Consider the following 26,501-nt stretch of genomic DNA (forward strand, 5'->3'; position numbering starts at 1 on the left):
ATGAATAAGGCAGATAAAGTTAGAAGACATGATTAATGACCTCAAAATCCTTTTGGTAGACGATGATAAGATCATGTTGTTCCTCCACGAAATGTTTCTTAAAAAGTCCGGAATTTTAAACGATACGGTCTTGTGCTACAATGGATCAGATGCGCTGCAGTATCTGGAAAGTTACCCTTCGCAGGAAACTAATTTCCTCGTGTTACTGGACATCAATATGCCCATTATGAATGGTTGGGAATTTCTGGATGCAATTGGCGGCCGTCCTTATCTCAATCGGGTCCATGTTGTGATGGTCAGCTCGGCCACAGAAGAATCAGAAATGAAAAGAGCAACCAATTATAGCCAGGTGATTGATTACCAGCAAAAACCGCTTAGCATTGAGAGCTGCAATAAAATTGTCAACAGCGAAATGCTGAAAGGTTTCTTCGAAAATCAGATTGCCAGATAGCTTTCTTTGCTATGGTGCCGGTTACAAATTAATGCCGTCGTTTCGTATGTTTGCAACATTCTCACGAAGCGTCAGGTATTCTGGCACGTAAAGAAACAATTATGCATGATGTTGAGCGTGCTCTGCAACGTTATTTCCCCTGGTTAGTGATTATTGGCATTGCATTGAATGTTCCGGGCCTTTGGCTGGAAATTATTGAGCCGGACGGGGCGCTATATGCTACAATCGCCAAGCACATGGTCCAGCACAACGACTGGATTAATCTATGGGGCGACGGCCACGACTGGCTCGATAAGCCGCATTTCCCTTTCTGGATGGCTGCGATCAGCTACAAGCTTTTTGGTATAACGGGTTTCGCTTATAAATTCCCGGCATTCCTTTTCTGGCTTCTGGGTCTTTATTACACTTTTCTGACGGCCAGGGACCTCTTTAATGTTACCGTAGCCAGGATTTCGGTCCTGATTTCCGCAGTAGCGCTGCACAGCACACTTGCCAACTTTGACGTCCGGGCGGAACCTTATCTCACCACATGCATCATTGCGGCTGTCTGGCATATGTTGTGTGTATATCAAAAAAAGAGTGGCATTCACATCGTTGCCGCGGCTTTTTTTGCGGCATGTGCTATCATGACAAAGGGCATTTTTGTGCTGCTTACGATCGGCGGCGGCTGGGTGCTTTTTTGGGTTTTTACTTCTCAGTGGCGGGAGTTCCTGAATTACCGCTGGTGGGCAATGCTCATACTCTGCTTCGTTTTCATTACCCCGGAGTTGTACAGTCTTTACGCGCAGTTTGACCTGCATCCTGAGAAAGTTGTATTTGGCAAAACAGGGGTTTCCGGATTAAAATTCTTTTTCTGGGACAGTCAGTTCGGCCGCTTCTTTAACACGGGGCCCATTAAAGGAAGCGGGAATGTTACTTTTTTCATGCATACAACCCTTTGGGCGTTTCTTCCCTGGTCTGTTGGTCTGGTAAGCGCTATTATCTATCTCATTCGTTTTGACACGAACAGGATGCCTTTGCGCTGGATCATTTATGGCAGCACATTACTCACTTTCATTCTTTTTTCGCTGTCGAGATTTCAGCTTCCGCATTACATTGTGATCCTGTTTCCTTATTTTTCGATCATTACCGGTTATTTTTTATATCAAAAAGCGGGGCACATAAAGCTTTCGATTTTGGCAAAGGTGCAGCAGGTTCTGGTGTTCCTCGTCGCCATAGCGGTCATCGGTTTACTATACTGGACCGGATTAAAAAATGAATGGCTCGCCACCGGCCTGACTTGCTTTATTGTAGCCGTAGTCAACATTATCCGGTTTGAGAATCCGTTGCAGCGTATTTTATACAATGGTTACGCAATGGCCGCCATCATTTACATATTCCTTTTCCTGTTTTTTTACCCATTTTTACTTCAATACCAGTCGGGCAGAAGTGCTGCAAGGGCGATCTGGGCAAATAACCCTGAACTTCCCGTTGCCGCTTACAAGTCGTTTTCCTATTCGCTTGAATTCTACGCTCCTGCGGATGTCCGGCTTGTGCGTACAAGCCAGGATCTGGATGCCTTTCTCGCTAAGAAGCCGTGCTACATTTACACTTCCCCGGAGCTCGCCGACAGTTTGCTCAACGCAGGCATGAAAGCCGATATCCTGGCTGCACCCGAATATTTTCGCATTACGAAATTGAAAGGGAAATTTTTAAATAAGGACACAAGAAGCAGCGCAGTTGAGAAGCGGAGCTTACTATACGTCAGGTAATTACGCTGGGGAGCAGCGTTGCTGGAACAGTTATTGATATGATGTGGGAAAATTTAACTCATCAACAGATCAATAAAATGAAAAAGCTCAAAATTAGCGTAGCACTGTTCATGCTGACATTATGCGGAACTGCTTATGCGCAAACGACAAATCAAAGCACGAAGTCATCCAGCTCAACGACCAAGGATTCGACTCAGTCACAAGGAAATAGTGCAGGAGGGACTTCGGCCTGGCCACAAAGCACAGGCACGGCAGGAGCAGCAAGACCTGGCATGGATACTACCGGAAAAAATGGTAAAATGCAGGGAACAGGAACGAGCGAAAGCACCGGACAATCGCAAGGCACCACCGGGTCACAAACTACAAGCGGTTCACAGGGAACAACCGGTTCACAAGGAACAACCGGATCGCAGAGCACAACCGGCTCTCAATCGCAGGGAAGCAGCGCTGGCGGCACTTCTGCCTGGCCACAAAGCACAGGAACAACAGGTGCAGTAACACCAGATTCTACCAACCAAAACAATGCACAGGGCTCGTCGCAGTCGACTACAACACAGCCATCTGAGGCTAATTCAAGCACTGGAACAAGCACATTGAATTCCAACATGAATGACAATCAGATGAAGGACAAGTCGGGTAAAAAAGACAAGAAGCGCAAGAAAAAAGATCGGGAAGAAACGGGAACAAACGTGCCTAACTAGTTTCATTGGACGACAAAGAGACATTATATCTTGACTTTTTATACAACTATTTCTATTTTGCATGTATAATTACTTCTAGTGGGTTTGAATATTACGCAATGTTGAAGAGGTGTTATCATGAAAAGGTTTAACAGATCAATGGCTTTGAGGTGGTTTATATATCTGCCTGTAATTTTTCCCTTGTGTGTTTTTCTTGGTGCTTTCAAAGGTATTTTCGAAACGACCGGGAAAGTTTTCAAAAGAATCCTGCTCGACATTGAGCTGATATAGGGATTGATTAAGCTGAGAGAATGGCGTTCCGGAGGGACGCCATTCTTTTTGTATAAGAATTAATCTTGTAAATTTTGGCTCGATTGTAACAATGTTCAAAATCAGACAACTGACCTTACTAATATGGAATACAGACAATTGGGCGCATCGGGGCTGAAAGTTCCTGTGTTAAGCTTCGGAACAGGCACATTCGGAGGCGGTGGCGATTTTTTCAAAGCTTGGGGAAACACCCAGACTGACGAAGCGGCACGTCTTGTTAACCTTTGTATGGATGCCGGAATTACGTTTTTCGACACAGCTAATGTGTATTCACAAGGACTTTCGGAAGAAATTCTGGGGAAAGCCATCATCGGTTTGCGGGATAAGATCATTCTTTCTACCAAGGCAACTTTCAAAATGGGAACCGGGCCAAACGATTTCGGGTCGTCGCGTTTTCACCTTGTCAGATCTTGTGAAGACAGCCTCCGCCGGCTCAAAACAGACTATATTGATATTTACCACATGCACGGTTTCGATGCGAATACGCCCGTTGAAGAAACGCTCAGCGCTCTCAATGACCTGATTACCGCCGGAAAGGTGCGATACATTGCCTGTTCAAATTTTTCGGGCTGGCATTTAATGAAATCCCTTTCTGTTTCTGAAAAATATGGCTGGTCCAAGTACATTGCTCATCAGGCACATTACTCATTGCTTAGCCGCGAGTTTGAGTGGGAATTGATGCCATTGGCGGTGGATCAGCACATCGGGACAATCGTATGGAGCCCTTTATCTGCCGGAAGATTAGGCGGGAAATACAGAAGAAACCAGCCGATGCCGTCTGAGGGCCGCATCGCGCAGGGCGGGGGAGAAGGACCAGAGATCCCGGAAGAATTCTTTTTTAACCTCATTGATGTGCTGGACGAAGTAGCCGCGGAAACAGAAAAAACGGTTGCACAGGTTGCCCTTAACTGGCTTTTACAGCGGCCCACCGTTAGTAATGTGGTCATTGGAGCAAGGAATGAAGAGCAGCTGAAACAAAATCTGGGTGCCGTAGGCTGGAACCTGAGTCTTGAACAGGTTAAGAAACTGGATGCGGCAAGCGACAAGGCGCCCACGTATCCATACTGGCATCAGCGCAAAAACACAGCACTGAATCCGCTGCCTGACTTTTACGGAAAATTGAACCGTTAAAAATTGATATCGTTTGGACGGCCGGTAAGTTAAACATTTGCCGGCTGCTTCATTTCCGGTATGTATAGCCCGTGCTGCAAGGCGTAAACGATTAAATCGGTCGTCCTTTTCACCTTCAACTTATCCATAACGCAACGGTGGTAATATTGGACTGTATGCGCGCTCAGTTTGAGATCGTAAGCTATTTCCTTGATCGTCCGGCCACTGCACACCTTTTGCAAAACTTCCTTTTCACGCGGCGATAGATGCAGAACAACCTGCTCATCGGTAAAAACGCTGTTGATGAGGTTATCCCGGATGCCTTTCCCAATATATTGCTTTCCTGCTATCACAGAAACGATGGCTTCTTTCAGTTCTTCCAGCGACGCTGATTTTGGAAGGAAGCTGTTTGCGCCCCTTCTGATCGCATGTTTTATTGTTTGCACATCTGTAACCGAGGAAATGATTATAATTTTCAGGTCCTTGGATACAGCGCTTCGGGCTGAGTTGAGCAGTTCGAGACCAGTCATACCGTTGATAGCCCAGTCCATGATCAGAATGTCCGGCAAGAACATGGCATGGTCGGCCATAAATTCCTTCCCGTCCGTGTAGGACACCACCGCATTTACTTCCGGCATTTGGCATAAAACATTTCGCAAAGCGTCGGTAAGGAGCGTGAGCTGATCTACCAAAGCAATGTTGATCGAAGTATTTTTATGCTTGCCAGGAAAGTAATTTGTATTGTCCATGGTGTGCTTAGATCTAATATCCATAATACAATAGTCGCCGCAAGTTACTTACTGCGTCCTTTTCAGGAGATTTTTAACAATGCAAAATTATAATAGTGCTGAAATACAACTTAATAGCATCCAAAAGTCGTTTTCAGAACTAGATGATCCGCAATTTAAGTATAAGAAAGATAAGAAATATGTGGATAGAATTAGCTCTATCCCCGCTAAATTTTGGGGGTATCAGCATAGTACTATTATGCGGGTCTTTTTTGTGCTTTTAATAGATACATTTGCAAATAACTACTATTTGCAGTAAGTACTAGTGATAATTTTGTAACCAACTATTACTATGTGAATTGCGGGTATTTTGAATTTTTGTTTCAACTTAAAACCAGTAAATGAAGTAAACTTTACATCTGCATTTAAGAGTCTTCAAGTCTTTTTACCCACTTCCAGCATTTTTACCTGGAAGCCTCCACGATAAAATAAGTGTCCCGGAAACGTCGGCCGTCTGGCTGTCGATCACTATTTCCATAGCGTATCAACGTCCTTTAATACACATAACGGTTTATAATAACTATCTAAATTCTACTACTATGAAAATTTCTATCCGTCAACTAATTAGAAAACTGGCCACGAAAGGTTCACGTTCAGGGTTAGGTCTCATCATGATTTTCTCGCTGCTTGCGCAGGGTGCATTTGCACAGCAATATGCGAGTAGTGCAACATTTACGGCGGGCAACGAGCTCCCCGCGGTCGCCACAGGTACGACTCCGGAAAATGCAGCTGGCGGACCCGGCGGAGGTGTAGCCAGAATGAGGGTACAGGGTTTGACTGTTACTACTGGGATTCCTCCACTTGAAGTTACTATTGCGGTCTCCAGTAAGGGAACGCTGAACTTGAATTTCAATCCTGGCATAGCAGCAGGCGTTACAACATATGTGAGGATCACGGATATTGAAACTTCTATAATTGGTCTTGATCTTGACCAGCTGGTAGGGCTACTAGGCCTCCTGAATACGAATGCGCTGTCTGCAACGTCCGACGGTGGAGCAACAACTTCGAAATTGGTGAGAGATCCTTCGGGAGCATTGTTCCTGGCAGTTAAGCCTACTAATGCGTACACGAGGGTTAGTGTAACATACGATTTTGAGAAGATAGCGAATGTGGCAATTGGCAATGCGACAATAGACATTGATCATGCTGTTGCTTATACAACCACTACTTTTACGCCATGTGAATCTGTACCAAGTTTTACCAATGCTGCCGCGGAAGTAGAAGGTGTTAGTGTAACGCTTACAAATGCGCTGGTTAATCCGGAAAGGGCAATAGACGGTAACGCGGCCACATATTCGGTATTGAAAGCCGCAGAAGTAAGTGCGCTTGCTGAAATCTCTCAGGTGATTCGCTTGACAAAGACAGTCCCTTCGGGCACAGAAATAGTCGCTACGCTTTCCAAAATAGGTTTATTGGCCGACGTTACTTTATTGTCCGACATTAGGATACAGGCAAGATTGGGCAATACAAGAGTGGGTACGGTCCGCACACTCGAAAGCCTTCTGTTAGGTTTAAGATTGATTGATTTTAACGGTTCGAATCCCGCAACAGTAGCGTTCAATCCCGGGACAGCTTTCGACGGCATCGAGATTATCGTTGAAGGGGTTGCTAATGTGCTCAACAGTATCAACATTCACGAACTTAGCGCGCGCACACCCATCACATTTACAGGGGGGGACCTGGGCGTATACGATACGGATGACGTGATCTCGGTTGATCTTTCAGGTGCAGATGCCTTCTCTTTCGATGCAGCTTATCCTCAGTTCCCGGCCCAGCCTGGTTTTGATATTGAGTGCGGAGGATTTACTGACTACACATATAGACTTAGCAATGTTACGTCAGTCAATGGAAGGACAGCTGCTGGTACGCTGCCCAATACAATCACGCTATCATTGGAAGGACGTCTATCAGGAGGCGCTAATGAGAGTCAGACAGGTGTTTATTTCTTCGATGTTGAAGCAACAAATGCTTTTGGACAAACTGCGGTTACCACTTTTAAAATTATAATTGAATCTGTTCTGCCGGTGACATTGGTAAGCTTCAAGGCAGCAAGTGAAGGCACAACTGCATCCTTGTCGTGGTCTACTGCTTCGGAGACGAACAGTGATCGCTTTGACATTGAGCGCAGCGCAAATGGTAAGAAATGGGATAAAATCGGTTCTGTGAAATCAAATCATGAAAGCGTGACCCAGCAATTCTACTCTTTCCAGGATGCAAAACCTTTGAACGGCCAAAACCTTTACAGATTGAAAATGGTTGATCTGGACGAAACTTTTGCTTACAGCCACATCGAAAACGTTTCATTTGCAAGCGCAGCGTTCCTGTATCCAAACCCGGTTCGCAATGCTGAAAACATCAACCTTAATCTGACCGACTGGTCTGATATCAAGCAGGTGAAAGTTGTAAATGCACTTGGCAAAACGGTGTTCGAAGCATCAAATGCATTAAGCACGGGTATCAGCACAAGAAATTTAAGCTCAGGCTCATATGTGGTGCAAATTATCCATAACAATGGCACGATTGCTACGCACAGATTTGTAAGACAATAGTCCTGTTCAACACGATACACATACAAACCGCTGGCTCAAAACCAGCGGTTTGTTTTTGTTTGTGCTACTATCTTGTCAAAAAAAAACGACATGAACAAAATTGCAGCCGCGGATCGGTATATTTGCGTATAACAGCACCACAAAAAAGTTAAGTACACGTTAACACAACATATATGGCAGGAAGAAGAGGCAAAAAAGCCAAGTTCAAGAAGTTCTTTATTCCTTTATTAAAATGGGTCAGCGCCATAGTTCCCGTTTGCGCATTCATTTACATCCTCTACTATTACAAGCAATTTGATTTCCTCAAAGAAAAGCCGGTTGTTAAATCCAAAACAGAAGTTATCAGCCAGGCAGACTCGCTTAATGCAGTGGGTTCACAAAACAAGGAAAAGCTGATCGGCAAAATTAAAATCCTCGAAAACGAATGGCATTCGGTAGGTGGGATCGCAATTCACAGCATGGTGATCGAAAACAACTCGCCTACGGCCATCAAAAATATTGAGGTAGAATTCAAATATCTGTCCGACACACAGGCAGTGATCACCTCCAAGATCGTAACCATCAAGACGCCGCTGCCTTCCAAAAAGGCTACGAAAGTTTCGGGGATAAGCGTGGGCTATGTCAACAATTCCGTTGTGGGCTGCGATACAAAAGTGGTGAACGCCGTCATCTGAAAGTTTTTCCGGCAATTTTCAGCAATAGCAGGGCGGTTTCTATTACTCCAAATAAGGCATGATTTTAATTGTTAGTAAGTATCAACGCTTTGCTAACATTAAAATCATGACTGACCATTCTTCTACGATGCAGGATCTCTACAAGATCCAGGATTTTCTATTTCAATATGAAGGTATCGGCAAGAAGCCTGAGTATGACGAGAACCAGCAGGTATATCTGCAAGTCCTCAGATTGCTGGCCGAAGACAAGGGGCTGCATTTTATTAGCAAAGAATTAAGCGACCCGGAAATCAAATTCGAAGACACCCTGAACCGATGGAATCCCATCCTAACATTCCTCATTTCCGACGCTCTGTCGCAACTGGAACCTGACAAAAAACACAAGCTCTTTTCAAAGCAGATCTCTGAAATGACAGGCTATGAGTTCCGAGAATATCTCGGTTATCTAAAAGAGGAAAACGTACTGAAACGCTGAAAGTAGCGGCTGATATTCCACACTTTTCACCACTTAACTGCCTGCAATTCTACAAGTTTGCTAAAATACACCCGACTAAACGCAGGAGGGCAATTACGAAGTTCTGGTACGATTATTTTTTATTTTCAGTCAAGATATCAGAAACCTGACTAACAACTGGAAATTATGACTCAGCTACTTCAAAGTATATACGCAATCGGACCATATCTTTTTATTGCTATACTGATAGGCGCAACATTTTGTGCCGTATGGCTGATCACCCAGTTGAAGAAATCGCCAGGCCATGATCGTTATATGGTAGACGAGCATATGTTTATCAAACGCAATGCAGCCAGGCTAAGGAAGGTGGAATGGCATTGATCAATTTCCCAATATAAGACATTCATACTCGACACTATATACCCTATGCACAGCCCGGCTGTGCATTTTTTTTGGCGATAGGGTACAAAAAAACATCCCAAATACAGGGTATCCGGGATGTCTGATTTTACTCAACGTTATTTGATAATCAGTTGCCTGGTTATCAACACAAATTTAACGAAATCTTTACTTAAAACATTATTTTTTAACGCAGAAATATGTTTTTATAATTACCACATTAAATAAAGCATACTCAATCAAGGTTTTGAACTACAATTGCGTCTCTAACGCGACGCAAATTACTCATTCGTATCTAAAACGCTCTCTATAAACCGCTGTAAGTCAGATAGTGCAAAGTGACTATCCGCCGTGTTTGCGAGCTCCGAATACACAGAAAGCATCTTGTTATATTTGATCATACATGAACTATTGTGTGATTTGAGCTGTCGGCCCTTATATTCTCCGTGCTCGTCCATCCGGTCTACCAGGTAAGACATCATATAATAATGCATGCCGCTGTCTTCGTCAAAACCTTCGAACTCGATTTTTGCAAGATCCAGCAATTCTTTCTCCTCATTTGACAACATTTTAATGGACTCATTGATGCGCCCATACATTTTCATAATGCTTGATATTTCATCATATACGCTGATAGGCACCTCTTCATATAATGAGTTGAACACTTTCGGATACAAGCCCGTATAACCTTTTTCGAGGATCTCAATTCGTTTTTCATTAATCTCCCTTTCCTTTTCATCGCAAATAATTGAAAGTATCTTGCACTGATTGATCAGTAACTGGCGCTCAATCAATGGGATACTTTCCGGAATAGTAGTGTTGTTGGTCATTTTTGAATCATTTAGGGTCATTTAGGTTAATATTTGCTTATAAAGTTTGGCAATGTTTCTGATATTTGATCTATCAAAACCATCTTTGCGTAATTTAAACAATCTGTCATTTTAGTATTGCTTTTTGCTCTGAGCTTATGAAAAAGATCAAACCGATTTCTGACGAAAACAATGCTGTCCGCGTGAAAGAGTCAGATGAAAATCTGGAAAAAATGGCGAAAAAGCTGACAAAAGAATGGAACAAGCCCTTAAAGACGGACAAAGTTCCTGATTTGTCATTTTCTAAATTTGAGGAAAAGCTTAAAAGCAAAGATCAGTAACCGTACCAGTCGCCCCACCAGTGCTGCAATTTTTTGCGGATCTCTTCTTCCCTCGCATTCAGTCCCGGCTCGAACACTTTCCTGCCTTTCAGCTCATCCGGCATGAAGTTCTGCTTGGCGAAATTCCCTTCAAATTCGTGTGAATATTTGTATTCTTTGCCATAACCGATCTGCTTCATAAGTTTGGTCGGCGCATTGCGCAAGTGCAGCGGAACCGGTAAATGGGCCGTGTTTTTAGCGAGCTCGATGGCGTCGCCAATGGCCATGTAACTGGCATTGCTTTTGGGAGAAGTGGCAAGGTAAATCGCTACTTGTGAGAGGATTATGCGGCATTCGGGATAGCCGATCACATTCACGGCCTGCATGCACGCATTGGCCATGATCATGGCAGTTGGGTTTGCATTTCCAATGTCCTCGGAAGCCATAATGAGCATTCGTCGGGCGATAAAAGACGGATCTTCACCGGCCACGATCATGCGTGCCATCCAGTAAACTGCGCCGTTCGGGTCGCTTCCTCTTAATGATTTGATAAAAGCAGAAATGATATCATAATGTTGCTCGCCCGATTTGTCGTAACGCGCAATGTTCTGCTGCGCCACTTCGGTCACCCATTCGTCGGTAATGACAATGTCTTTTTCCTCGCCTTTTCCAAGAATCACCAATTCCAGGAGATTGAGCAGCTTGCGACCGTCCCCGCCCGAAAGGCGCATCAGCGCGTCATACGACTCGAAAGTGACATTCTTATTCTTTAAAAACTGATCTTTGGTAAGCGCCCTTTCGATCAGTTGCTTCAATTCTTTTTCACCAAATGCTTCCAGGATGTAAATCTGGCTCCGCGATAAAAGAGCTGAGTTGATCTCGAATGAAGGATTTTCAGTCGTCGCACCGATCAATGTTACCTGTCCTTTTTCCACCGCACCCAGCAATGCATCCTGCTGGCTTTTGTTGTAACGGTGAATCTCGTCAATGAACAAAATCGCCGGGAACAAGCCGGATGGCCTTGCCAGCACTTCGCGCAAATCCTTAACCCCCGAACTGATGGCGCTGAGGTTGTAAAATTGTCTTTTGGTGGTTTCGGCAATGAGTAATGCCAATGTTGTTTTTCCGACGCCGGGTGGTCCCCAGAAAATCATCGAAGGGATGGTATTTTGCAAAATAGCCCTGCGCAACGGGCCGTTCGGGCCTAATAGTTTTTCCTGGCCAACAAAATCATCCAGGGTTCTCGGGCGCAGGCGTTCAGCTAATGGCGTGGAGTTCAGCGACATTCAAATGGTATTATTTCAGTTTGTTAATGATCGTAAATATTTAACAAAAAAAGCGTGGCTTAGTTCGCCACGCTTTTTGCAATGATAATTTTATAAAGAAATGTCAGAAGGTCAGTCTGTCCAGCGTCATTTGCTTTTTAAGGTTGCCTAATGCACCAAAAACCAGGTTATAAACAGACTGAATGTTGATTTTCATCAGGTCTGCGATTTCGTGGTTATTCAAATTCATGTAAAATTTTAAAAAGATGGCTTCCCGCTGGCGGCGTGGGAGCCCGTTGATCGCTACGTTTAAATGCTGATTGGTTGATTCAAATTCTTCTTCGGAAATCAGGTGATTTTCATGAGAAGGCGTGTTGATGTGCCAGTATTCTACCGGAATATCCTCGTTGCTTGTATGCTTCTGCTGTGCGTTCAAATGGCGAACCAACTTTCTTTTAATTGACGCCATAAGATAAAACCGAACGGAAGTGGTGTCACCCAGCGTCATTCGGTTTTTCCAGAGTTCAACAAATAAGTCGTGAATGCAGTCCTTAATCAGTGGTTTGTCAATCGTAAACTGTGAGCAATACTGATACAAAATGTGAACGTAAGAGCGGTACAGGCATGCATAAGCATTTTCATCGCCTTTTCTGAACTGATCCCAAAAACAGAGTTCTTCTTCTTGCTTGTAGCGTAGGTGAGCCATTGTTTGGAAAGGATTTTGATTGGGGTTAGGAATTGATATTTGTAATAAGGGTCATTATTACACTTGTAAATATATTTATAAAAAAACGTATTTAAAAAATATTTTCGTCAGAAAATTCTATTTCAAAGGTTAATGTTACTATTTCGTTAAATATGTCACCGTTTAGAGACTTACCGGAACAAAATTGAAGTTTTCACCATCAAAAAGGCCTTTATCGCTCAATTTCAAACGTGGTATCACGAGCAGCGCCATAAATGACAGCGTCATGAATGGAGATTGGAGCGACGACATCAATTCTTCCTTCACAAAATTGTCGAGCAATGTGTAAGCCGCCGCCACTTCATAGCCATCCGAATCCGTCATAATTCCTGCAATCGGCAACGCGATTAACTGCGTTTTTCCATTCCCTGCCGCCGAAATTCCACCTTTCGCTTCAATGATCATATTCACGGCCATGGCTATACTTTCATCGTCGCAACCGACACAGATAATGTTGTGTGAATCATGCGCAACAGACGAAGCGATAGCGCCTTTTTTCAACCCGAAATTTTTAATAAATGCGATGGACGGAAGCGCGTTTTCATAGCGGTTGATCACGGTGACTTTCAGGATATCGTTGTCCGGATCAGCCACAATTGCATCACCCTGTACTTTTGCATTCGCAATGATTTCATTCGTAATCAGTTGACCCTCTAATGCTTCGATGACCCTTATTTGGGATTCAGAATTTTTTTCATTTTTTAAAACAAAATCAGGCGCTGTCTTTGGGGCGCACACAAACCTGTTGGGATGCGCGCTTCGCAGATCCGGAATCATTGAAACTGAATCTTTGGCCACAAGCGCCCCATCAATCCAGGTTTCCTTTACATTAAAATCACTCAGGTTATTAACCAAAATAAAATCGGCCGGATCATTTAATCTCAGCAAACCAACATTCAAACTATAATGCAACACAGGATTGATGCAGGCCGCCTGCAGAATGTTCCAAATGTCATAACCCAGCGACAATGCCCTCTTTACCAGCACATTAATGTGGCCCGCCACTAGGTTATCCGGATGCTTGTCATCCGAACAGAACATGACCAGTTCAGGAAACTCATCGATCAGCGGAATTAATGCCCCGAAATTCCGGGCAGCGCTGCCTTCCCGGATCAGTATTTTGACGCCGTAATCAATTTTTTCTCGGGCTTCGTCATAGGTAAAGCATTCATGATCAGTGGTTATGCCATGCGATGCATATTTGCGCGCCGCTTCCCCGCGCAGGCCAGGCGCATGGCCGTCGACAACCTTACTATAATGTTTGGCCCAGTTGATCTTCGCCATCATATCCGGATCTTCGTTGATCACGCCCGGAAAATTCATGACTTCGGCCAGATAACCAATGTCGTCCTTCGCCAGTAACTGGCCAACCTGTTCCGCATCAATCACAGCCCCGGCCGTTTCAAAAACCGTCGCGGGAACACACGAGGGCGCCCCGAAGCAGAATTTAAACGGCACACGCTTGCCATCTTCGATCATGAATTCCACGCCTGCTATGCCGAGCACATTCCCGATTTCATGCGGGTCCGAAACTGTGGCGACCGTCCCGTGCACAACCGCGAGGCGGGCAAATTGTGCGGGCGTTAGCATGGAGCTCTCTATATGTACGTGCGCGTCCGTGAAGCCGGGCAGCGCGTAAGGCAAAGACGGGTTTTCAGGTCCGGTAATGTCGATTTCCTTAATGATCCCATCGGCGCTGCGCAGTTCTGCCTCGGAAATGGTTTTTTCAAAAATATTGACCAGGTTGATTTTCATAATGCGACTTCCAGGTTAGGCAGGTGAACGGCAATTTTTCGAAATTCCTTTTGGTAAGCCAAAGGACTCTTGCCGGTGTGGATTTTGAAATATTTATTGAAATTGGCAAAATTGTTGAAACCGCTTTCATAGCAGATCTGCGCAACAGGCAGCTTGGTTTCAGAAAGCAATTTGCAGGCATGCCCGATCCTTAGTTCCAGCAAAAACTGCGAGTAAGTCTTGCGGCTGCGGCTTTTGAAATACCGGCAAAACGAATGGGGGCTAATGTTTGCAATCTCCGAAATCTCTTCGATCGAAATCTTCTTTTGGAAATTACTGATCGAATATTGATAGATCTGGTTGATCCGGTCCGTATCGTATTGATCGTATTCTTCGTGATAGTGTGTGTTGGACAATGTCTTTTTTTCTGAGCAATGTGCGAGGTTTTCAAGGATTTGCAAAAGTGAAATCACTGCATTCCCGCTTTTTTGATCCAATAAATCCTGCAAAAGTTTCTTCACATTTTCGGTCTCTTCTCCCAATAGTTTCATTCCAAACTTTGCTTTGAGCAGTAATTCACGGATGGCCTTGTTTTCAGGCAATTCCAAAAATGCATTACCGAACAAGTCCAGTGAAAAATGCACGACGGTGGCTTGTGCATATAGCTGACTTTCGCGCTGAAAATATTTCTCGTCGCAGCGCCAGTAATGGGGGAGGTTAGGGCCGATCAAAAGGAGGTCGCCACTCTGGAAATTCTGAATGTTGTCACCCACAAACTGCGTGCCCGATCCCTGCTCAATGTGGATCAGTTCGAGCTCAGGATGGTAATGCCAGCGGTTGTAAAAGTAGAGGACTACATCGCGGCGGATACTGAACGATTTTTGCAGGCCCTTGGGGACTTTTAGTAATTGCGGTTTCACAAATAATTACAAAAAGATTCTATTAAGAGGAAATATATGCCAATATAGTTGAAAACTTTGCTAGTATTGCGAATCAATGTATTGAAATATTTCAGTTCATTTGTTGATAAATTCTATTTAAAATACCCGGCGAAATAAAACCAATTTGAAACTGACTATGGCGTCACAGCTTTTAAAAATACATCCTTCTGATAATGTGATCGTTGCATTGCGGGACTTGCCCGTGAACGCCGACGTGGCCTGGGCAGGCAGTCATTATTCGCTGCCTTACGGCGTTTCTGCCAAGCATAAATTTGTGACGGAGGACATTGAAACCGGTGGCGCTATCATCATGTATGGCGTGCTCGTAGGACGCGCATCGCAGCCCATCCGCAAGGGCGAGCCCATCACAACGTTCAATCTTAAACACGATTCCCAGGATTACAGCACGGCCAACCGGCAGCCTTATTCTTACATTCAGCCGGATGTTTCGAAATGGCAGAACAGAACATTCAAAGGATATCACCGTGAAGACGGCCGCGTAGGCACATATAATTATTGGCTCGTAGTGCCATTGGTATTTTGCGAAAACCGCAATGTGCTGATTATGAAGGATGCGTTCGAGCGCGAGCTGGGTTATGCGCAAACCGATATTTATAGAGAGCACGTCAGGGATTTCCTGCATTTATATCAAAGCGGCGACTTGCGCACCATTAAAAGTATGGAAGCATTCACCGAGCGCGAGCCTGTTAGAAAGAAACCGGAACGCCCGTTCCAGAATGTGGACGGAATCAAATTCCTGACCCACGAAGGCGGCTGTGGCGGCACAAGAACGGACGCCAACACGCTTTGTGCTCTTTTTGCTTCCTATGCAGTTCACCCTAATGTGGCCGGCATTACAGTTTTAAGCCTGGGTTGTCAGAATTCGGAGTTGAAGACATTGGAAGACGAGATCAAAAAACGCGATCCGAATTTCAATAAACCGTTCTTCGCATTCGAGCATCAGAAAGGCACAGAATATTCTTTAATGTCGGGTGCAATTAAGGAGACATTCATGGGTGTTACCAAGATCAATGAGTTCGAAAGAAGCGATGCGCCTTTGTCTAAACTTTCCGTTGGCCTTAAATGCGGCGGTTCAGATGGATTTTCAGGCATTTCTGCGAACCCCGTTTTAGGACATCTTTCGGATATCGTTGTCGGCTTAGGCGGACAGACATTATTAGCAGAGTTTCCCGAACTCAATGGCGTTGAGCAAGAGCTTATTAATCGTTGTGTGACCGAAGAGAAGGCCGCCAAATTTGAAAAACTCATGCGTGACTACGCTGGCAAGGCAGAAGCAGTCGGTTCCGCATTCGCATTCAATCCATCACCCGGAAATATCAAAGACGGACTCATTACAGACGCCATAAAATCAGCCGGAGCAGCCCGCAAAGGCGGTAATGCATATATTTCGGATGTTTTAAACTACACCGAAAGAGCCACGGAATCAGGCTTGCAACTCGTGTGCACACCAGGCAATGATGTAGAAGCAACCACCGGGCAAACAGCCGCAGGCGCCAACATCATCCTTTTTACAACCGGATTAGGAACGCCCACCGGCAACCCGATCTGCCCCGTTGCCAAAGTCGCAACCAACACCACCTTAGCCAACCGCATGCCCGACGTCATCGATTTTGATTGCGGACCGGTTGTTGACGGCACGCAAAGCCTGGAACAAAACGCCGAAGCATTGCTAGAATATGTCATCCGAGTAGCAAGCGGAGAATTGACCAAAGCACAGCAACTAGGCCAGGATGATTTCATCCCCTGGAAAAGAGGCGTCTCTCTCTAAATTTTTCTTAATTGAATGATAGAATCAAAGATTGAAAATAATTAAATGCTCTCATTTGGTCCCCGGGTTGAAACCCGGGGCAATGCTGATTGATGGGAATTTAGAAAGGCTCTCTAATCAACAACATCATTTGCCCGGGGGCAATGCTGATTGATGAGAATTTAGAAGGACTTTATAATCAATAAAATCATTTGCACTGGGGCAATGCTGATTGATGGGAATTTAAAACAGGCTCTTATCAACAAATTCATTTGCCCCAAGGCAGTGCTGACTGATAAGAATTTAAAACAGACTCTATAATCAACAAAATCATTTGCCCCGGGTTTCAACCCGGGGATCTTTGAGATAATTGAAATAGATTTGAGATTGAAAATAAATTTGAGATTGATTACAATAGATTGAGTAAAATAGATTGAGATTGATTGACATAGATTAAGATTAATTAAAATAGATAGAGATTAAGTGACATAGATTTGATTAATTAAAATAGATTGAGATTAATTGAAATAGATTTGAGATCCATTAAAATATATTTGAGATTAATTTAAAATAGATGAAAAATTCAGATCAGAAGAAATAATGCAAGTATAGGCCGCTGGAAAGGCCCTTTTGTTTCAATAACACTCAAAATTTCATGTTTGATTTAAGCGGAAAAACAGCATTGGTAACCGGGGGGGCGAGCGGCATTGGCCTGGCGATCTCTCAAACTTTTGCGAAACAGGGCGCATTTGTCCATATTCTTGAACTGAATTTTGATCTGGCCAACCAGGTTGTAAACCAGATCATTGCAGATGGCGGTCAGGCGGAAGCACACGCCATCGATATCTCCAAACAAGCCGACGTGGTGAATGTGATCAACGCCATTGCGACCAATCACAAGATCAACATTCTGGTTAACAATGCCGGCATTGCGCATGTAGGAAAGGCGGATAACACGGCTGAAATTGATTTTGACCGCGTTATTAATGTAAATGTGAAAGGTGTTTACAATTGCCTCATGGCGACTATTCCGCATTTGAAAGCCAATGGCGGCGGGGTGATTCTGAACATGGCATCTATCGCAGCCACGGTCGGCATTCCGGACCGGTTTGCTTACTCTACGGCCAAAGGGGCGGTTTATTCCATGACATTGTCGGTTGCCCGGGACTATCTGGCGGATGGCATTCGCTGCAACAGCATTTCGCCGGCGCGCGTGCACACGCCTTTTGTGGATGGATTTATTTCCAAAAATTATCCTGGCAAAGAAGACGAAATGTTCGAAAAACTTTCCAAAACGCAGCCTATTGGCAGAATGGCCAAGCCCGAGGAAATCGGTGCAATGGCATTGTATCTCTGCTCAGACGAGGCCGGTTTTATCACGGGCTGCGACTATCTGATTGACGGTGGATTTGAGAAGCTGAATAATTAAGCGACTGTTATTGACAGGCTTTTGAAACATTGAGAAATAATTAAAAAAGGCGTAAAGCAAACCGCTGCAAGCCGTATAAAACTTATGAAACTTTTTCGATTTGGTGCTTTTGAGCAGGAGAAACCGGGTGTGGAACTTCCCGATGGTAAGAAACTAGATGTGTCTGCATTTGGTGAAGATTACAATGAGAAATTTTTTGCAACCGACGGCTTAACTCGCCTAACAGAATGGCTAAGTGCCAATCAGTCAGGCTGCCAGGAAGTTGTGGAAGGTTTCCGTTACGGTTCTTGCGTAGCTCGCCCGTCTAAAATTGTGTGCATAGGCATGAACTACGCCAAGCACGCTTACGAATCCGGTGCGACAGAATTGCCAAAGGAACCGATCGTATTTTTTAAATCCACTTCTGCATTGTGCGGGCCTAATGATCAGGTGATTATCCCAAGAAATTCGGAAAAAACGGACTGGGAAGTAGAGCTGGCTGTGATCATTGGCAAGAGAGCCAGTTATGTAGAAGAAGCAGATGCACTAAGCTATGTAGCGGGTTACGCAGTCCACAACGACTATTCAGAACGTGCGTTCCAAATGGAGCGTGGCGGACAATGGGTGAAGGGAAAAAGCAATGACACATTCGCACCATTGGGGCCTTACCTGGTGACGGCTGACGAGGTGGGCAATGCAAATGACCTCGAACTCTGGCTGACATTAAACGGTAAAAAAATACAGGATAGCAGCACCTCGGACATGATTTTCCAGGTTCCGTTCCTGATCAGTTACCTGAGCCAGTTCATGACATTGCTGCCGGGCGATATGATCACAACCGGAACACCAGCAGGCGTGGGCCTGGGCATGAAGCCACAGGTTTACCTGAAAGCAGGTGACGTTGTTGAGCTCGGGATTGAAAAATTAGGTTCGCAAAAACAGGAAGCAATCGCCTGGAAGCCACTATAATATGGTTATCGACGCACACCAGCATTTCTGGATTTTTGACGCGGAACGCGATGCATGGATCACGCCCGAGATGCAGGCAATCCGCAAGAACTTTCTGCCCGAAGACCTGAGACCGGTCTTAAAAGAAAATCGCGTGGATGGCTGCGTGGCTGTGCAGGCGTCGCAGTCCAGGTCGGAAACGGAATTTCTGTTGCAGCTTGCTGAGGCTAATGATTTTATTAAAGGCGTGGTGGGTTGGGTCGATTTGCAGGCGGAAGATTTATATGATCAGCTTGAAAAGTATTCGCAATTTGAGAAGCTAAGGGGTTTCAGGCACGTGGTGCAAGGTGAGGCGGAAGGATTTATGCTGCAACCTGCATTCATTAAGGGCGTTGGTCAGTTGGTTGCTTTTGATTTTACCTATGACATTCTGATCCGTCAGGATCAATTGAAAGAAGCATTCAATTTCGCGGTTAAGCTGCCTAATGTGCATTTTGTGCTGGACCACATTGCCAAACCCTTGATCAAAAACGGCGAAATGCAGCCCTGGGCAACGGATATTCTCGAGCTCGCAGAACTTTCCAATGTAAGCTGTAAAGTGTCCGGAATAGTTACCGAAGCCGATTGGAAAAACTGGGAAAAAGCAGATTTCCGGCCTTACCTGGATGTTGTTTTCGAAGCATTCGGAACGGACAGATTAATCTATGGTTCCGACTGGCCGGTCTGCCTCGTTGCAGCTGAGTATGAGGGTGCAAAGGGCATTTTGACCGACTATCTGAGCATGTTTTCAGATTCGGAATTGCAGAAAGTGATGGGTAAAAATGCAGTGGAATTTTATAGTCTTGATGTTTGATTTATGAAAAAATACTGTCTTGCGGTGGATATGGTGAATGATCCGGTGATGATTGCCGAGTATGAACAATATCACAAAAAAGCCAGGCCTGAAATTGAAAAAAGCATCCTGGATGCCGGGATCACCCAAATGGAGATTTACCGGATCGGGGAGCGCCTTTTCATGATCATGGAAACGGAAGACGATTTTAGTTTTGAAAATAAAGCCCGGATGGACGCCGCCAATGCGCAGGTCCAGGAATGGGAACAGCTCATGTGGAAGTATCAAAAAGCCCTTCCATCCGCCAAACCAGGCGAAAAATGGGTGTTAATGGATAAAATATTTGCCCTCAAATAAAAAAGAAGAAGGAAAGATTGGTGACTTAGCGTTCTGAATGGTTTGAGTAAATTAATTTATCTGTTACTAATTGCCAGTTTGTCTTGCACATTGTTTTCTTCCCGGCCGCGCAAGCCTGTGGAAATCAAAGTGATGAGCTTTAACATCCGCCATGGGCTGAACCGGAGCGAGGAATCGAACCTGAGGGATATCTTAAAAATTATCAAGGAGCATAAGCCGGACCTGATCGCCCTGCAAGCGGTTGATAGCCTGGTTGGTGATGGGAAAGTGCAGTTTCAGCTCCGGCAAATTGCCGTTCAGACGGGGATGCATTATTTATATGGTGTTGCGGACAAGTCTGAAAACGGCTCGCAGGGCGTAGGAATTTTGTCGACCTGGGAATTTGAAAAAACACAAACCATTGACCTGCCGAAAACAGCAGGCGCGGATCCCAAAGTGCTGTTGTGTGGATTGGTAAAACCAGCGAGAGGACTCACATTCCGGTTTTGTAATGCACGGTTAGAGTACGCCTCGGTTATGGACAGGGCTTTGCAGGCAGCCTATATTAATCAAATGCTCGTCAACAGCATCCAGCCTGTGCTTTTAGGCATGGATATGGGTGCGCGACCGAATGAACAGCCTTATTTTTCTTTCCGGAAAAACTGGCAGGATGCCGCGCAGGGTTCACAGCTGGAAACCTGGAACGAGGGACTGCCCGGCGACCGGCTCGACTATATTTTTGCTTTGCTGAATAATAAAGTAAGGATAAGAAATTACAAGGTAATCAGGAATTACCCGCTGGTTTCGGACCACTACCCCATACTTGCCACCATTGAATTTTGGTAAAAATGAATCACTCGGATTTGAAAATCGGATTGTTTATCCCCTGTTATGTCGATCAGTTTTATCCGCAGGTGGGTATAGCAACGCTCGAACTGCTTGAAAAACTGGGCTGTAATGTAACATTCCCGTTGAGCCAGACGTGCTGCGGGCAGCCAATGGCCAACTCAGGTTTCGAACATTTGACAAAGGATTGCGACAGGTTATTTTATAATCAATTCGCTGATTGTGATTATGTTGTGTCACCGTCCGGAAGCTGCGTGCTGCACATTAAGGATCATTTGAAGGTGGAAAACAAACCGGATGAGTCCAAGGTGTTGCGTAAGAAAGTGTACGAGCTGGTGGAGTTTATCGTCGATATTTTAAAAGTTGATTTTATCGAAGCAGAATTTCCGCACCGCGTGGGCTTGCACCAGGGTTGTCACGGCCAGCGTGGGCTGCATTTATCACAAATGTCGGAGTTGAATGCAGCGCCGTTTTCCAAACCGGTTTCACTGTTGAAAAATGTCAGAGGATTGGAATTGGTTGACCTGGACAGGCCGGATGAATGCTGTGGTTTTGGCGGGACTTTTTGCGTGAGTGAAGAAGCTGTTTCTGTGAAAATGGGTAAAGACCGCGTTTCAGACCACATTCGCCATCATGCCGAATACATTACGGGGTCAGATATGAGCTGTCTTTTGCATTTGGAAGGAATTTTGAAAAGAAGCAAAAGCAATGTGCAGGTGAAGCATATCGCAGAGATTCTGAACAACGCCGTAAAAAAACAAATGCCGATCCCCGCATAGGAACCGGCATTTACAAAGTTTATGGGTGGCGCGTCGCAAAGGAGGGTTTGCAGGCTTGCCAAAGAGGCACAGAATCTGAGAAGCGCTTTGTTGTTAGTTGATAGAAGAAACAACGCGGCTCGTTGTAGTCAGAATATCAAACGATTGTGTAGCCTTCTCTTTACCGTCCGTGATTTCGAATGTGTAAGTTCCATCCATCAAAGTCGATAAGTCGAAATATTTCAAATAGCTGTTGTCAACGCGTCTGTTTTCTGAAAAAAGAACATTGTTATCAGTATCCAAAATGCGAACTGCTACATTTTTAGAAACTGGATTATTATATGAAACGCGGAATTGCATTGGTTTGATCTGAAGAACAGTCAGTTTGTTAGAAACTGTTTCCGTTTTTTCAGTTGCGATGGCGGTTTGTGCATGAACTGTCAATGCTGAACCTGATAAAAGCAAGCCAGTCAAGGCTGCGATGAGAAGCGTGTTTTTAGTTTTCATAAGAGTGAAAATTTAATTGTGTCTAAAAAAAGTTAAACTAAACTTGTTTCAAACTCCGATGCCCTGATCGAATAACTTTGTGATTCAAAAGTATAAGATATTGCATTACAATAAAATAGCTTTTTTGGGTTAAGTAAAAAGTTGTTTATTAAACAAATAGCAAACTTGGAATAGTGCAATGAATGTGAAAAGTACAATTCTTATTCTTTATAAAATACCATTATCAAATTGTTAAGCAAATTATGTCTAAGGCGATAATTGAGCATTCGGTGGCTTCGGAGACCTTTAATAAGGACGAGCCCTATGTAGATTGGCATGATGAGACGCTCTGGTTTGTGCGCCAGAAAAGGGATAAATCCTCGAAATTATTGCCGGAATGGGAGCAATTGCGGGAAACGGCGTCGGGCATTAAGAATTATGTCCTGTCGCATATGGATGAGCTGCTCATTGCTTTTGAACAAAAGGCGAAAGAAAACGGCATCCACATTCACTGGGCCGCTGACGCTGCGGAGCATAACGAGATCGTCCTCAATCTTTTGAAGCAAAATAATATCGACAAGATGGTAAAAAGCAAGTCCATGCTGACCGAGGAATGTCATATGAACGAGTTTTTGTCTAAGAGCGGGATTGAGGTCATCGACACGGACCTGGGCGAGCGGATTGTGCAGCTAAGGAATGAGCCGCCGAGCCACATTGTGCTTCCCGCAATACATTTGAAAAAGAAAGACATCGGCGACCTTTTCCACGAGCATTTAGGAACAGAAGCCGGCGCCACGGATCCGCAATATCTAACAGAAGCTGCCCGGCAACATTTGCGCGACAAGTTTTTGACCAGAAGAGCAGCATTAACGGGCGTAAACTTCGCCATCGCCGAAACCGGCGGTTTTGTGGTTTCCACCAATGAAGGAAATGCAGATATGGGCGCACATCTGGCCGACATTCATATCGCCAGCATGGGTTTTGAAAAAATAATCCCGAAACAAAAAGACCTCGCCGTTTTTCTGAGGCTTTTGGCAAGAAGTGCAACCGGCCAGCCCATCACCACTTACAGCAGCCATTTCAAAAAACCACGAGAAGGTCAGGAAATGCACATTATCATTGTCGATAATGGCCGCACGACTCAATTAGGACGCGCCGATTTCAGAAATTCACTCAAATGCATTCGCTGCGGCGCGTGTATGAACACTTGTCCGGTTTACCGCAGAAGCGGCGGGCACAGTTACCACAATGCCGTTGCAGGCCCGATCGGATCGATCCTCGCGCCAAATCTGGATATGACCAAGAATGCGGATCTGCCTTTTGCAAGCACATTATGCGGCAGCTGTTCCAATGTTTGCCCTGTTAAAATTGACATTCATGATCAGCTCTATAAATGGCGGCAGGTTTTGGTAAAAGGCGGGCATGTGCCGCAAGCGAAGGAACTGGGCATTAAGGCCATGTCTGTGGTTTTGTCTCAGCCGAGGTTTTATCAATGGTCGGGCAGATTAGGGCGCTCCCTGATGCGTACAATCCCTTTTGTAGTGAATAATGGAATGAATCCCTGGTTCAAACAACGCGAAATGCCCGAGCCGCCTAAGGAAAGTTTCCGCGACTGGTATATCCGAAATCGAAAAGAATAATACAATGACCTCACGGGAAAAAATATTGCAGCAAATAAAACTGAATAAGCCAGCCGAAACGCCGTTTCCGGAAACCACGCGTTTTGACAGTTTATATGAAAATACAGAAGAGAAGTTTATAGAAACGCTCACCGCAATTTACACCGAAGTAATCGTGGTGAAGGATTTAGCGGAGCTTGCACGGAAGGCCGACGAGCTTTACGCTTCCGTTGCGAACCGTGCAACCACCATTCCAGCATTGAGCAACTGGGCCGATTTTAGTCTCAATAACCCGGACCCGCACGCATTGGAGTTGATTGAAATTGCAATCCTGCAAGCGGAATTTGGTGTGGCTGAAAACGGTGCGATCTGGATTTCGGACGCGCATTTGCCGCATCGTGCTTTGCCTTTTATCACGCAAAATCTGGCCTTTGTTATTCCACGAAAAGCGATTGTGAACAACATGCACGACGCATATGAGCGCCTGACCGAGACCACGGGTTGGGGTTGTTTTATTTCCGGACCTTCCAAAACGGCTGACATTGAGCAATCGCTCGTCATAGGTGCACATGGCGCGAGAAGTTTGGTTATCTTTCTGCTGGAAGAAGCCTGATATGCAGTGGATAATGTAGCAACCGGAGGAAAAAATTGCGTAAAAACGGCTTCCCGCCCATTCTTTCTTCTATTTTTGCAAATACAAGATTCATCCATATGCCCAAAATAATTGTTGCGATTGATGGCTATTCCAGTTGTGGCAAAAGCACAACTGCGAAACTGGTTGCAAAGCAGCTGAACTATCCCTATATCGACACCGGTGCTATGTATCGGGCTGTTACACTGTATTTTATACAAAATCACGTCAGCCTTACCAATCCCAAAGAAACTGAAACAGCGCTGAGCAACATTCACATTTCCTTCCGCAGGCATGCCGAACTGGGGCGTAACGACACTTACCTGAACGGGCTCAATGTCGAAGATGAAATCCGCAAAATGTATGTTTCCGAAAAGGTAAGCGATGTGAGTGCGATCGCGGAAGTAAGGCATGCTTTGGTGGCGCAGCAACAGCGCATGGGCAAAACCAAAGGTATTGTTATGGATGGCCGGGACATCGGGACCGTTGTTTTTCCGCAAGCGGAATTAAAGATTTTCATGACCGCTGATCCGCTGATCCGCGCGCAAAGAAGGCAACTTGAATTACTAGAAAAAGGAGAGCTGATAGGACTGCCGGAAATTGCCGAAAATTTGAGAATGCGCGATCACATTGATACTACCCGTGCAGAAAGTCCGCTGAGGCAAGCAGCAGATGCTGTTTACATTGATAATTCCCTGATGACGCTGGACGAGCAGGTTGAAATGGTTGTCAGGCTGGCCGATGAGCAGATCGGGCTGTCACTTCGCCGGAGAGCGAGCCGGGCCTGATATGGAAGAGCACGATTATGACTATCTGATTGTTGGACAAGGCATTGCGGGTACTTCGCTGGCCATGCATTTGTTGGATCTTGGTAAAAAGATCTTAATAGTAAACGATTCGCAAGCACCTTCTTCCTCAAAAGTAGCGGCGGGGATATTTAATCCTTTAACCGGTAAAAAGCTGGTAAAAACCTGGCTCGCGGACGACCTCTTTCCCTATGCGAAGGGCTTCTACGGTTATCTTGAAGCAATATTTGGTGAGAAATTTGTGCATCCCGCACCTATTTATCGACCATTCCGCTCTATAGCCGAACAAAACACTTATCTCGCCCAGACAGCCGATCCGAAAATCGCTTCCTATATAAAGCAGGACGGAGATTCCGCCGATTTATCCGATTACATCCATGCCGGTTATGGTGGTTTAGAAGTGATCCGGTCTGGCTGGATCGACCTGCCTGTGTTATTGGACCAAAGCAAAAATTATTTTCTGGAATACGGAATGCTTGTTGATGAAGCGTTCGATATCAATGCGTTGTCTGTTTCAACGGATGGGATTGTTTGGAAAGACAAGACATTTGGAAAGCTGGTTTTATGTCAGGGATTCAAGGCTTTGGAAAACGACTTTTTCAACTGGCTTCCTTTTACGCCGGTAAAAGGGCAAATCCTGGAAATTGAAACGGAAGTTCCCTTGCAAGATTACATTGTGAACCAGGGAATTTTCATGTTTCCGGTGGCTGACAAAGTGAGCCGGGTAGGAGCCACTTATTCCTGGGATCCGCTGGATTGGGAGCCCACAGAAGAAGCCACTGCTGAACTGAAAGAAAAGCTAACTGCGCTGCTGAAAATACCGTATCAAATTCGCTCGGAAGTGGCGGGCATCAGACCGTCTGTAAGGGATCGCAGGCCGTTGATCGGCGTGCATCCTGCATACCATAATGTTGCTATTTTCAATGGATTAGGCACGAAGGGTGTTACGCTGGCGCCATTTTTTGCAAATGAGCTCGCCCAACATTTGGAAAACGGTAAAGAATTGAATCCGCTAGTTAATATTCAGCGGTATTTTTCGTTATATTTCCGTTGAAGTCAGCCT

Annotated in this window: 27 protein-coding genes; 20 read left to right on the forward strand and 7 right to left on the reverse strand. The window is 44.9% G+C overall.

Annotated elements, in window-relative coordinates; all coding sequences use genetic code 11:
- Nucleotides 1–28 precede the first annotated feature (28 nt).
- The 4 genes from NFI80_RS24745 (at nt 29) to NFI80_RS24760 (ending at nt 4,343) form a co-directional block, all read left to right on the forward strand.
- A complete protein-coding gene (locus NFI80_RS24745; protein WP_235159494.1) occupies nt 29–451 on the forward strand; it encodes a response regulator in 423 nt (140 codons plus the stop codon).
- A 101-nt stretch (nt 452–552) separates the two neighbouring features.
- Complete coding sequence (locus NFI80_RS24750; protein WP_235164162.1) at nt 553–2,202, forward strand: ArnT family glycosyltransferase; 1,650 nt, start codon at nt 553–555, stop codon at nt 2,200–2,202.
- Between the two features lie 77 nt (nt 2,203–2,279).
- Nucleotides 2,280–2,903 (forward strand): hypothetical protein, encoded by a 624-nt coding sequence (locus NFI80_RS24755; protein ID WP_235164163.1) that lies wholly within the window; start codon nt 2,280–2,282, stop codon nt 2,901–2,903.
- A 393-nt stretch (nt 2,904–3,296) separates the two neighbouring features.
- Nucleotides 3,297–4,343 (forward strand): aldo/keto reductase, encoded by a 1,047-nt coding sequence (locus tag NFI80_RS24760; RefSeq protein ID WP_235164164.1) that lies wholly within the window; start codon nt 3,297–3,299, stop codon nt 4,341–4,343.
- 29 nt (nt 4,344–4,372) lie between these two features.
- Here NFI80_RS24760 and NFI80_RS24765 read toward each other — a convergent pair whose 3' ends face one another.
- Nucleotides 4,373–5,071: a response regulator gene (locus NFI80_RS24765; protein ID WP_235164165.1), complete on the reverse strand. Its 699-nt coding sequence runs from the start codon at nt 5,069–5,071 to the stop codon at nt 4,373–4,375.
- Between the two features lie 578 nt (nt 5,072–5,649).
- Between NFI80_RS24765 and NFI80_RS24770 the strand changes: the two genes are divergently transcribed.
- The 4 genes from NFI80_RS24770 (at nt 5,650) to NFI80_RS24785 (ending at nt 9,168) form a co-directional block, all read left to right on the forward strand.
- Nucleotides 5,650–7,659, forward strand: coding sequence for a T9SS type A sorting domain-containing protein (locus NFI80_RS24770; protein ID WP_235164166.1), 2,010 nt, complete (start codon nt 5,650–5,652; stop codon nt 7,657–7,659).
- A 173-nt stretch (nt 7,660–7,832) separates the two neighbouring features.
- Nucleotides 7,833–8,333: a hypothetical protein gene (locus tag NFI80_RS24775; protein ID WP_235159500.1), complete on the forward strand. Its 501-nt coding sequence runs from the start codon at nt 7,833–7,835 to the stop codon at nt 8,331–8,333.
- A 106-nt stretch (nt 8,334–8,439) separates the two neighbouring features.
- Nucleotides 8,440–8,808 (forward strand): hypothetical protein, encoded by a 369-nt coding sequence (locus tag NFI80_RS24780; RefSeq protein WP_235159501.1) that lies wholly within the window; start codon nt 8,440–8,442, stop codon nt 8,806–8,808.
- A 165-nt stretch (nt 8,809–8,973) separates the two neighbouring features.
- Nucleotides 8,974–9,168: a hypothetical protein gene (locus NFI80_RS24785; RefSeq protein ID WP_233796958.1), complete on the forward strand. Its 195-nt coding sequence runs from the start codon at nt 8,974–8,976 to the stop codon at nt 9,166–9,168.
- A 299-nt stretch (nt 9,169–9,467) separates the two neighbouring features.
- On the opposite strand, the gene NFI80_RS24790 is transcribed toward NFI80_RS24785, so the two are convergent.
- Nucleotides 9,468–10,016 (reverse strand): YfbU family protein, encoded by a 549-nt coding sequence (locus NFI80_RS24790; RefSeq protein ID WP_235164167.1) that lies wholly within the window; start codon nt 10,014–10,016, stop codon nt 9,468–9,470.
- 137 nt (nt 10,017–10,153) lie between these two features.
- Here NFI80_RS24790 and NFI80_RS24795 point away from each other — a divergent pair, with 137 nt between their 5' ends.
- Nucleotides 10,154–10,336, forward strand: coding sequence for a hypothetical protein (locus NFI80_RS24795; RefSeq protein ID WP_235159504.1), 183 nt, complete (start codon nt 10,154–10,156; stop codon nt 10,334–10,336).
- Here the strand turns inward: NFI80_RS24795 and NFI80_RS24800 are convergent.
- From NFI80_RS24800 to NFI80_RS24815, 4 genes are all read right to left on the reverse strand, one after another.
- Complete coding sequence (locus NFI80_RS24800) at nt 10,330–11,601, reverse strand: replication-associated recombination protein A (protein ID WP_233796955.1); 1,272 nt, start codon at nt 11,599–11,601, stop codon at nt 10,330–10,332. The two genes, NFI80_RS24795 and NFI80_RS24800, sit on opposite strands and share 7 nt — an antisense overlap.
- Before the next feature lie 103 nt (nt 11,602–11,704).
- Complete coding sequence (locus NFI80_RS24805) at nt 11,705–12,286, reverse strand: RNA polymerase sigma factor (protein ID WP_026631654.1); 582 nt, start codon at nt 12,284–12,286, stop codon at nt 11,705–11,707.
- 162 nt (nt 12,287–12,448) lie between these two features.
- Nucleotides 12,449–14,080 (reverse strand): adenine deaminase, encoded by a 1,632-nt coding sequence (ade, locus tag NFI80_RS24810; protein ID WP_235164168.1) that lies wholly within the window; start codon nt 14,078–14,080, stop codon nt 12,449–12,451.
- On the reverse strand, nt 14,077–14,979 hold the full coding sequence (locus NFI80_RS24815; protein WP_235164169.1) for an AraC family transcriptional regulator: 903 nt from the start codon (nt 14,977–14,979) through the stop codon (nt 14,077–14,079). The genes ade and NFI80_RS24815 overlap by 4 nt, the downstream gene beginning before the upstream one ends.
- A gap of 157 nt (nt 14,980–15,136) precedes the next feature.
- On the opposite strand from NFI80_RS24815, the gene NFI80_RS24820 reads away from it, so the two are divergent.
- The 7 genes from NFI80_RS24820 (at nt 15,137) to NFI80_RS24850 (ending at nt 21,917) form a co-directional block, all read left to right on the forward strand.
- A complete protein-coding gene (locus NFI80_RS24820; protein ID WP_235164170.1) occupies nt 15,137–16,789 on the forward strand; it encodes a UxaA family hydrolase in 1,653 nt (550 codons plus the stop codon).
- A gap of 634 nt (nt 16,790–17,423) precedes the next feature.
- The gene (locus NFI80_RS24825; RefSeq protein ID WP_235164171.1) at nt 17,424–18,197 is read left to right on the forward strand and encodes an SDR family NAD(P)-dependent oxidoreductase; all 774 of its coding nucleotides are present in this window, start codon (nt 17,424–17,426) and stop codon (nt 18,195–18,197) included.
- A gap of 84 nt (nt 18,198–18,281) precedes the next feature.
- A complete protein-coding gene (locus NFI80_RS24830) occupies nt 18,282–19,145 on the forward strand; it encodes a fumarylacetoacetate hydrolase family protein (protein ID WP_235164172.1) in 864 nt (287 codons plus the stop codon).
- A gap of 1 nt (nt 19,146) precedes the next feature.
- Nucleotides 19,147–19,977, forward strand: a complete 831-nt coding sequence (locus tag NFI80_RS24835; protein ID WP_235164173.1) for an amidohydrolase family protein — start codon at nt 19,147–19,149, stop codon at nt 19,975–19,977.
- Between the two features lie 3 nt (nt 19,978–19,980).
- A complete protein-coding gene (locus tag NFI80_RS24840; RefSeq protein ID WP_235164174.1) occupies nt 19,981–20,313 on the forward strand; it encodes an L-rhamnose mutarotase in 333 nt (110 codons plus the stop codon).
- Between the two features lie 42 nt (nt 20,314–20,355).
- Nucleotides 20,356–21,138 carry an endonuclease/exonuclease/phosphatase family protein gene (locus NFI80_RS24845; protein WP_235164175.1) on the forward strand — a complete coding sequence of 261 codons (783 nt, stop codon included), beginning with the start codon at nt 20,356–20,358 and terminating at the stop codon, nt 21,136–21,138.
- A gap of 2 nt (nt 21,139–21,140) precedes the next feature.
- Nucleotides 21,141–21,917, forward strand: a complete 777-nt coding sequence (locus NFI80_RS24850) for a (Fe-S)-binding protein (protein WP_235164176.1) — start codon at nt 21,141–21,143, stop codon at nt 21,915–21,917.
- Nucleotides 21,918–22,010: 93 nt separating this feature from the next.
- Here NFI80_RS24850 and NFI80_RS24855 read toward each other — a convergent pair whose 3' ends face one another.
- Nucleotides 22,011–22,403, reverse strand: a complete 393-nt coding sequence (locus NFI80_RS24855; RefSeq protein WP_233796946.1) for a T9SS type A sorting domain-containing protein — start codon at nt 22,401–22,403, stop codon at nt 22,011–22,013.
- A 242-nt stretch (nt 22,404–22,645) separates the two neighbouring features.
- On the opposite strand from NFI80_RS24855, the gene NFI80_RS24860 reads away from it, so the two are divergent.
- From NFI80_RS24860 to NFI80_RS24875, 4 genes are all read left to right on the forward strand, one after another.
- Nucleotides 22,646–24,022 carry a lactate utilization protein B gene (locus NFI80_RS24860; RefSeq protein WP_235164177.1) on the forward strand — a complete coding sequence of 459 codons (1,377 nt, stop codon included), beginning with the start codon at nt 22,646–22,648 and terminating at the stop codon, nt 24,020–24,022.
- Between the two features lie 4 nt (nt 24,023–24,026).
- Nucleotides 24,027–24,614 carry a LutC/YkgG family protein gene (locus NFI80_RS24865; protein WP_235164178.1) on the forward strand — a complete coding sequence of 196 codons (588 nt, stop codon included), beginning with the start codon at nt 24,027–24,029 and terminating at the stop codon, nt 24,612–24,614.
- Nucleotides 24,615–24,712: 98 nt separating this feature from the next.
- Nucleotides 24,713–25,420 (forward strand): (d)CMP kinase, encoded by a 708-nt coding sequence (gene cmk, locus NFI80_RS24870; protein ID WP_026631641.1) that lies wholly within the window; start codon nt 24,713–24,715, stop codon nt 25,418–25,420.
- A gap of 1 nt (nt 25,421) precedes the next feature.
- On the forward strand, nt 25,422–26,492 hold the full coding sequence (locus NFI80_RS24875; RefSeq protein ID WP_235164179.1) for an NAD(P)/FAD-dependent oxidoreductase: 1,071 nt from the start codon (nt 25,422–25,424) through the stop codon (nt 26,490–26,492).
- Nucleotides 26,493–26,501 lie beyond the last annotated feature (9 nt).

The organism is Dyadobacter chenhuakuii (assembly GCF_023821985.2).
Classification (GTDB): domain Bacteria; phylum Bacteroidota; class Bacteroidia; order Cytophagales; family Spirosomataceae; genus Dyadobacter; species Dyadobacter chenhuakuii.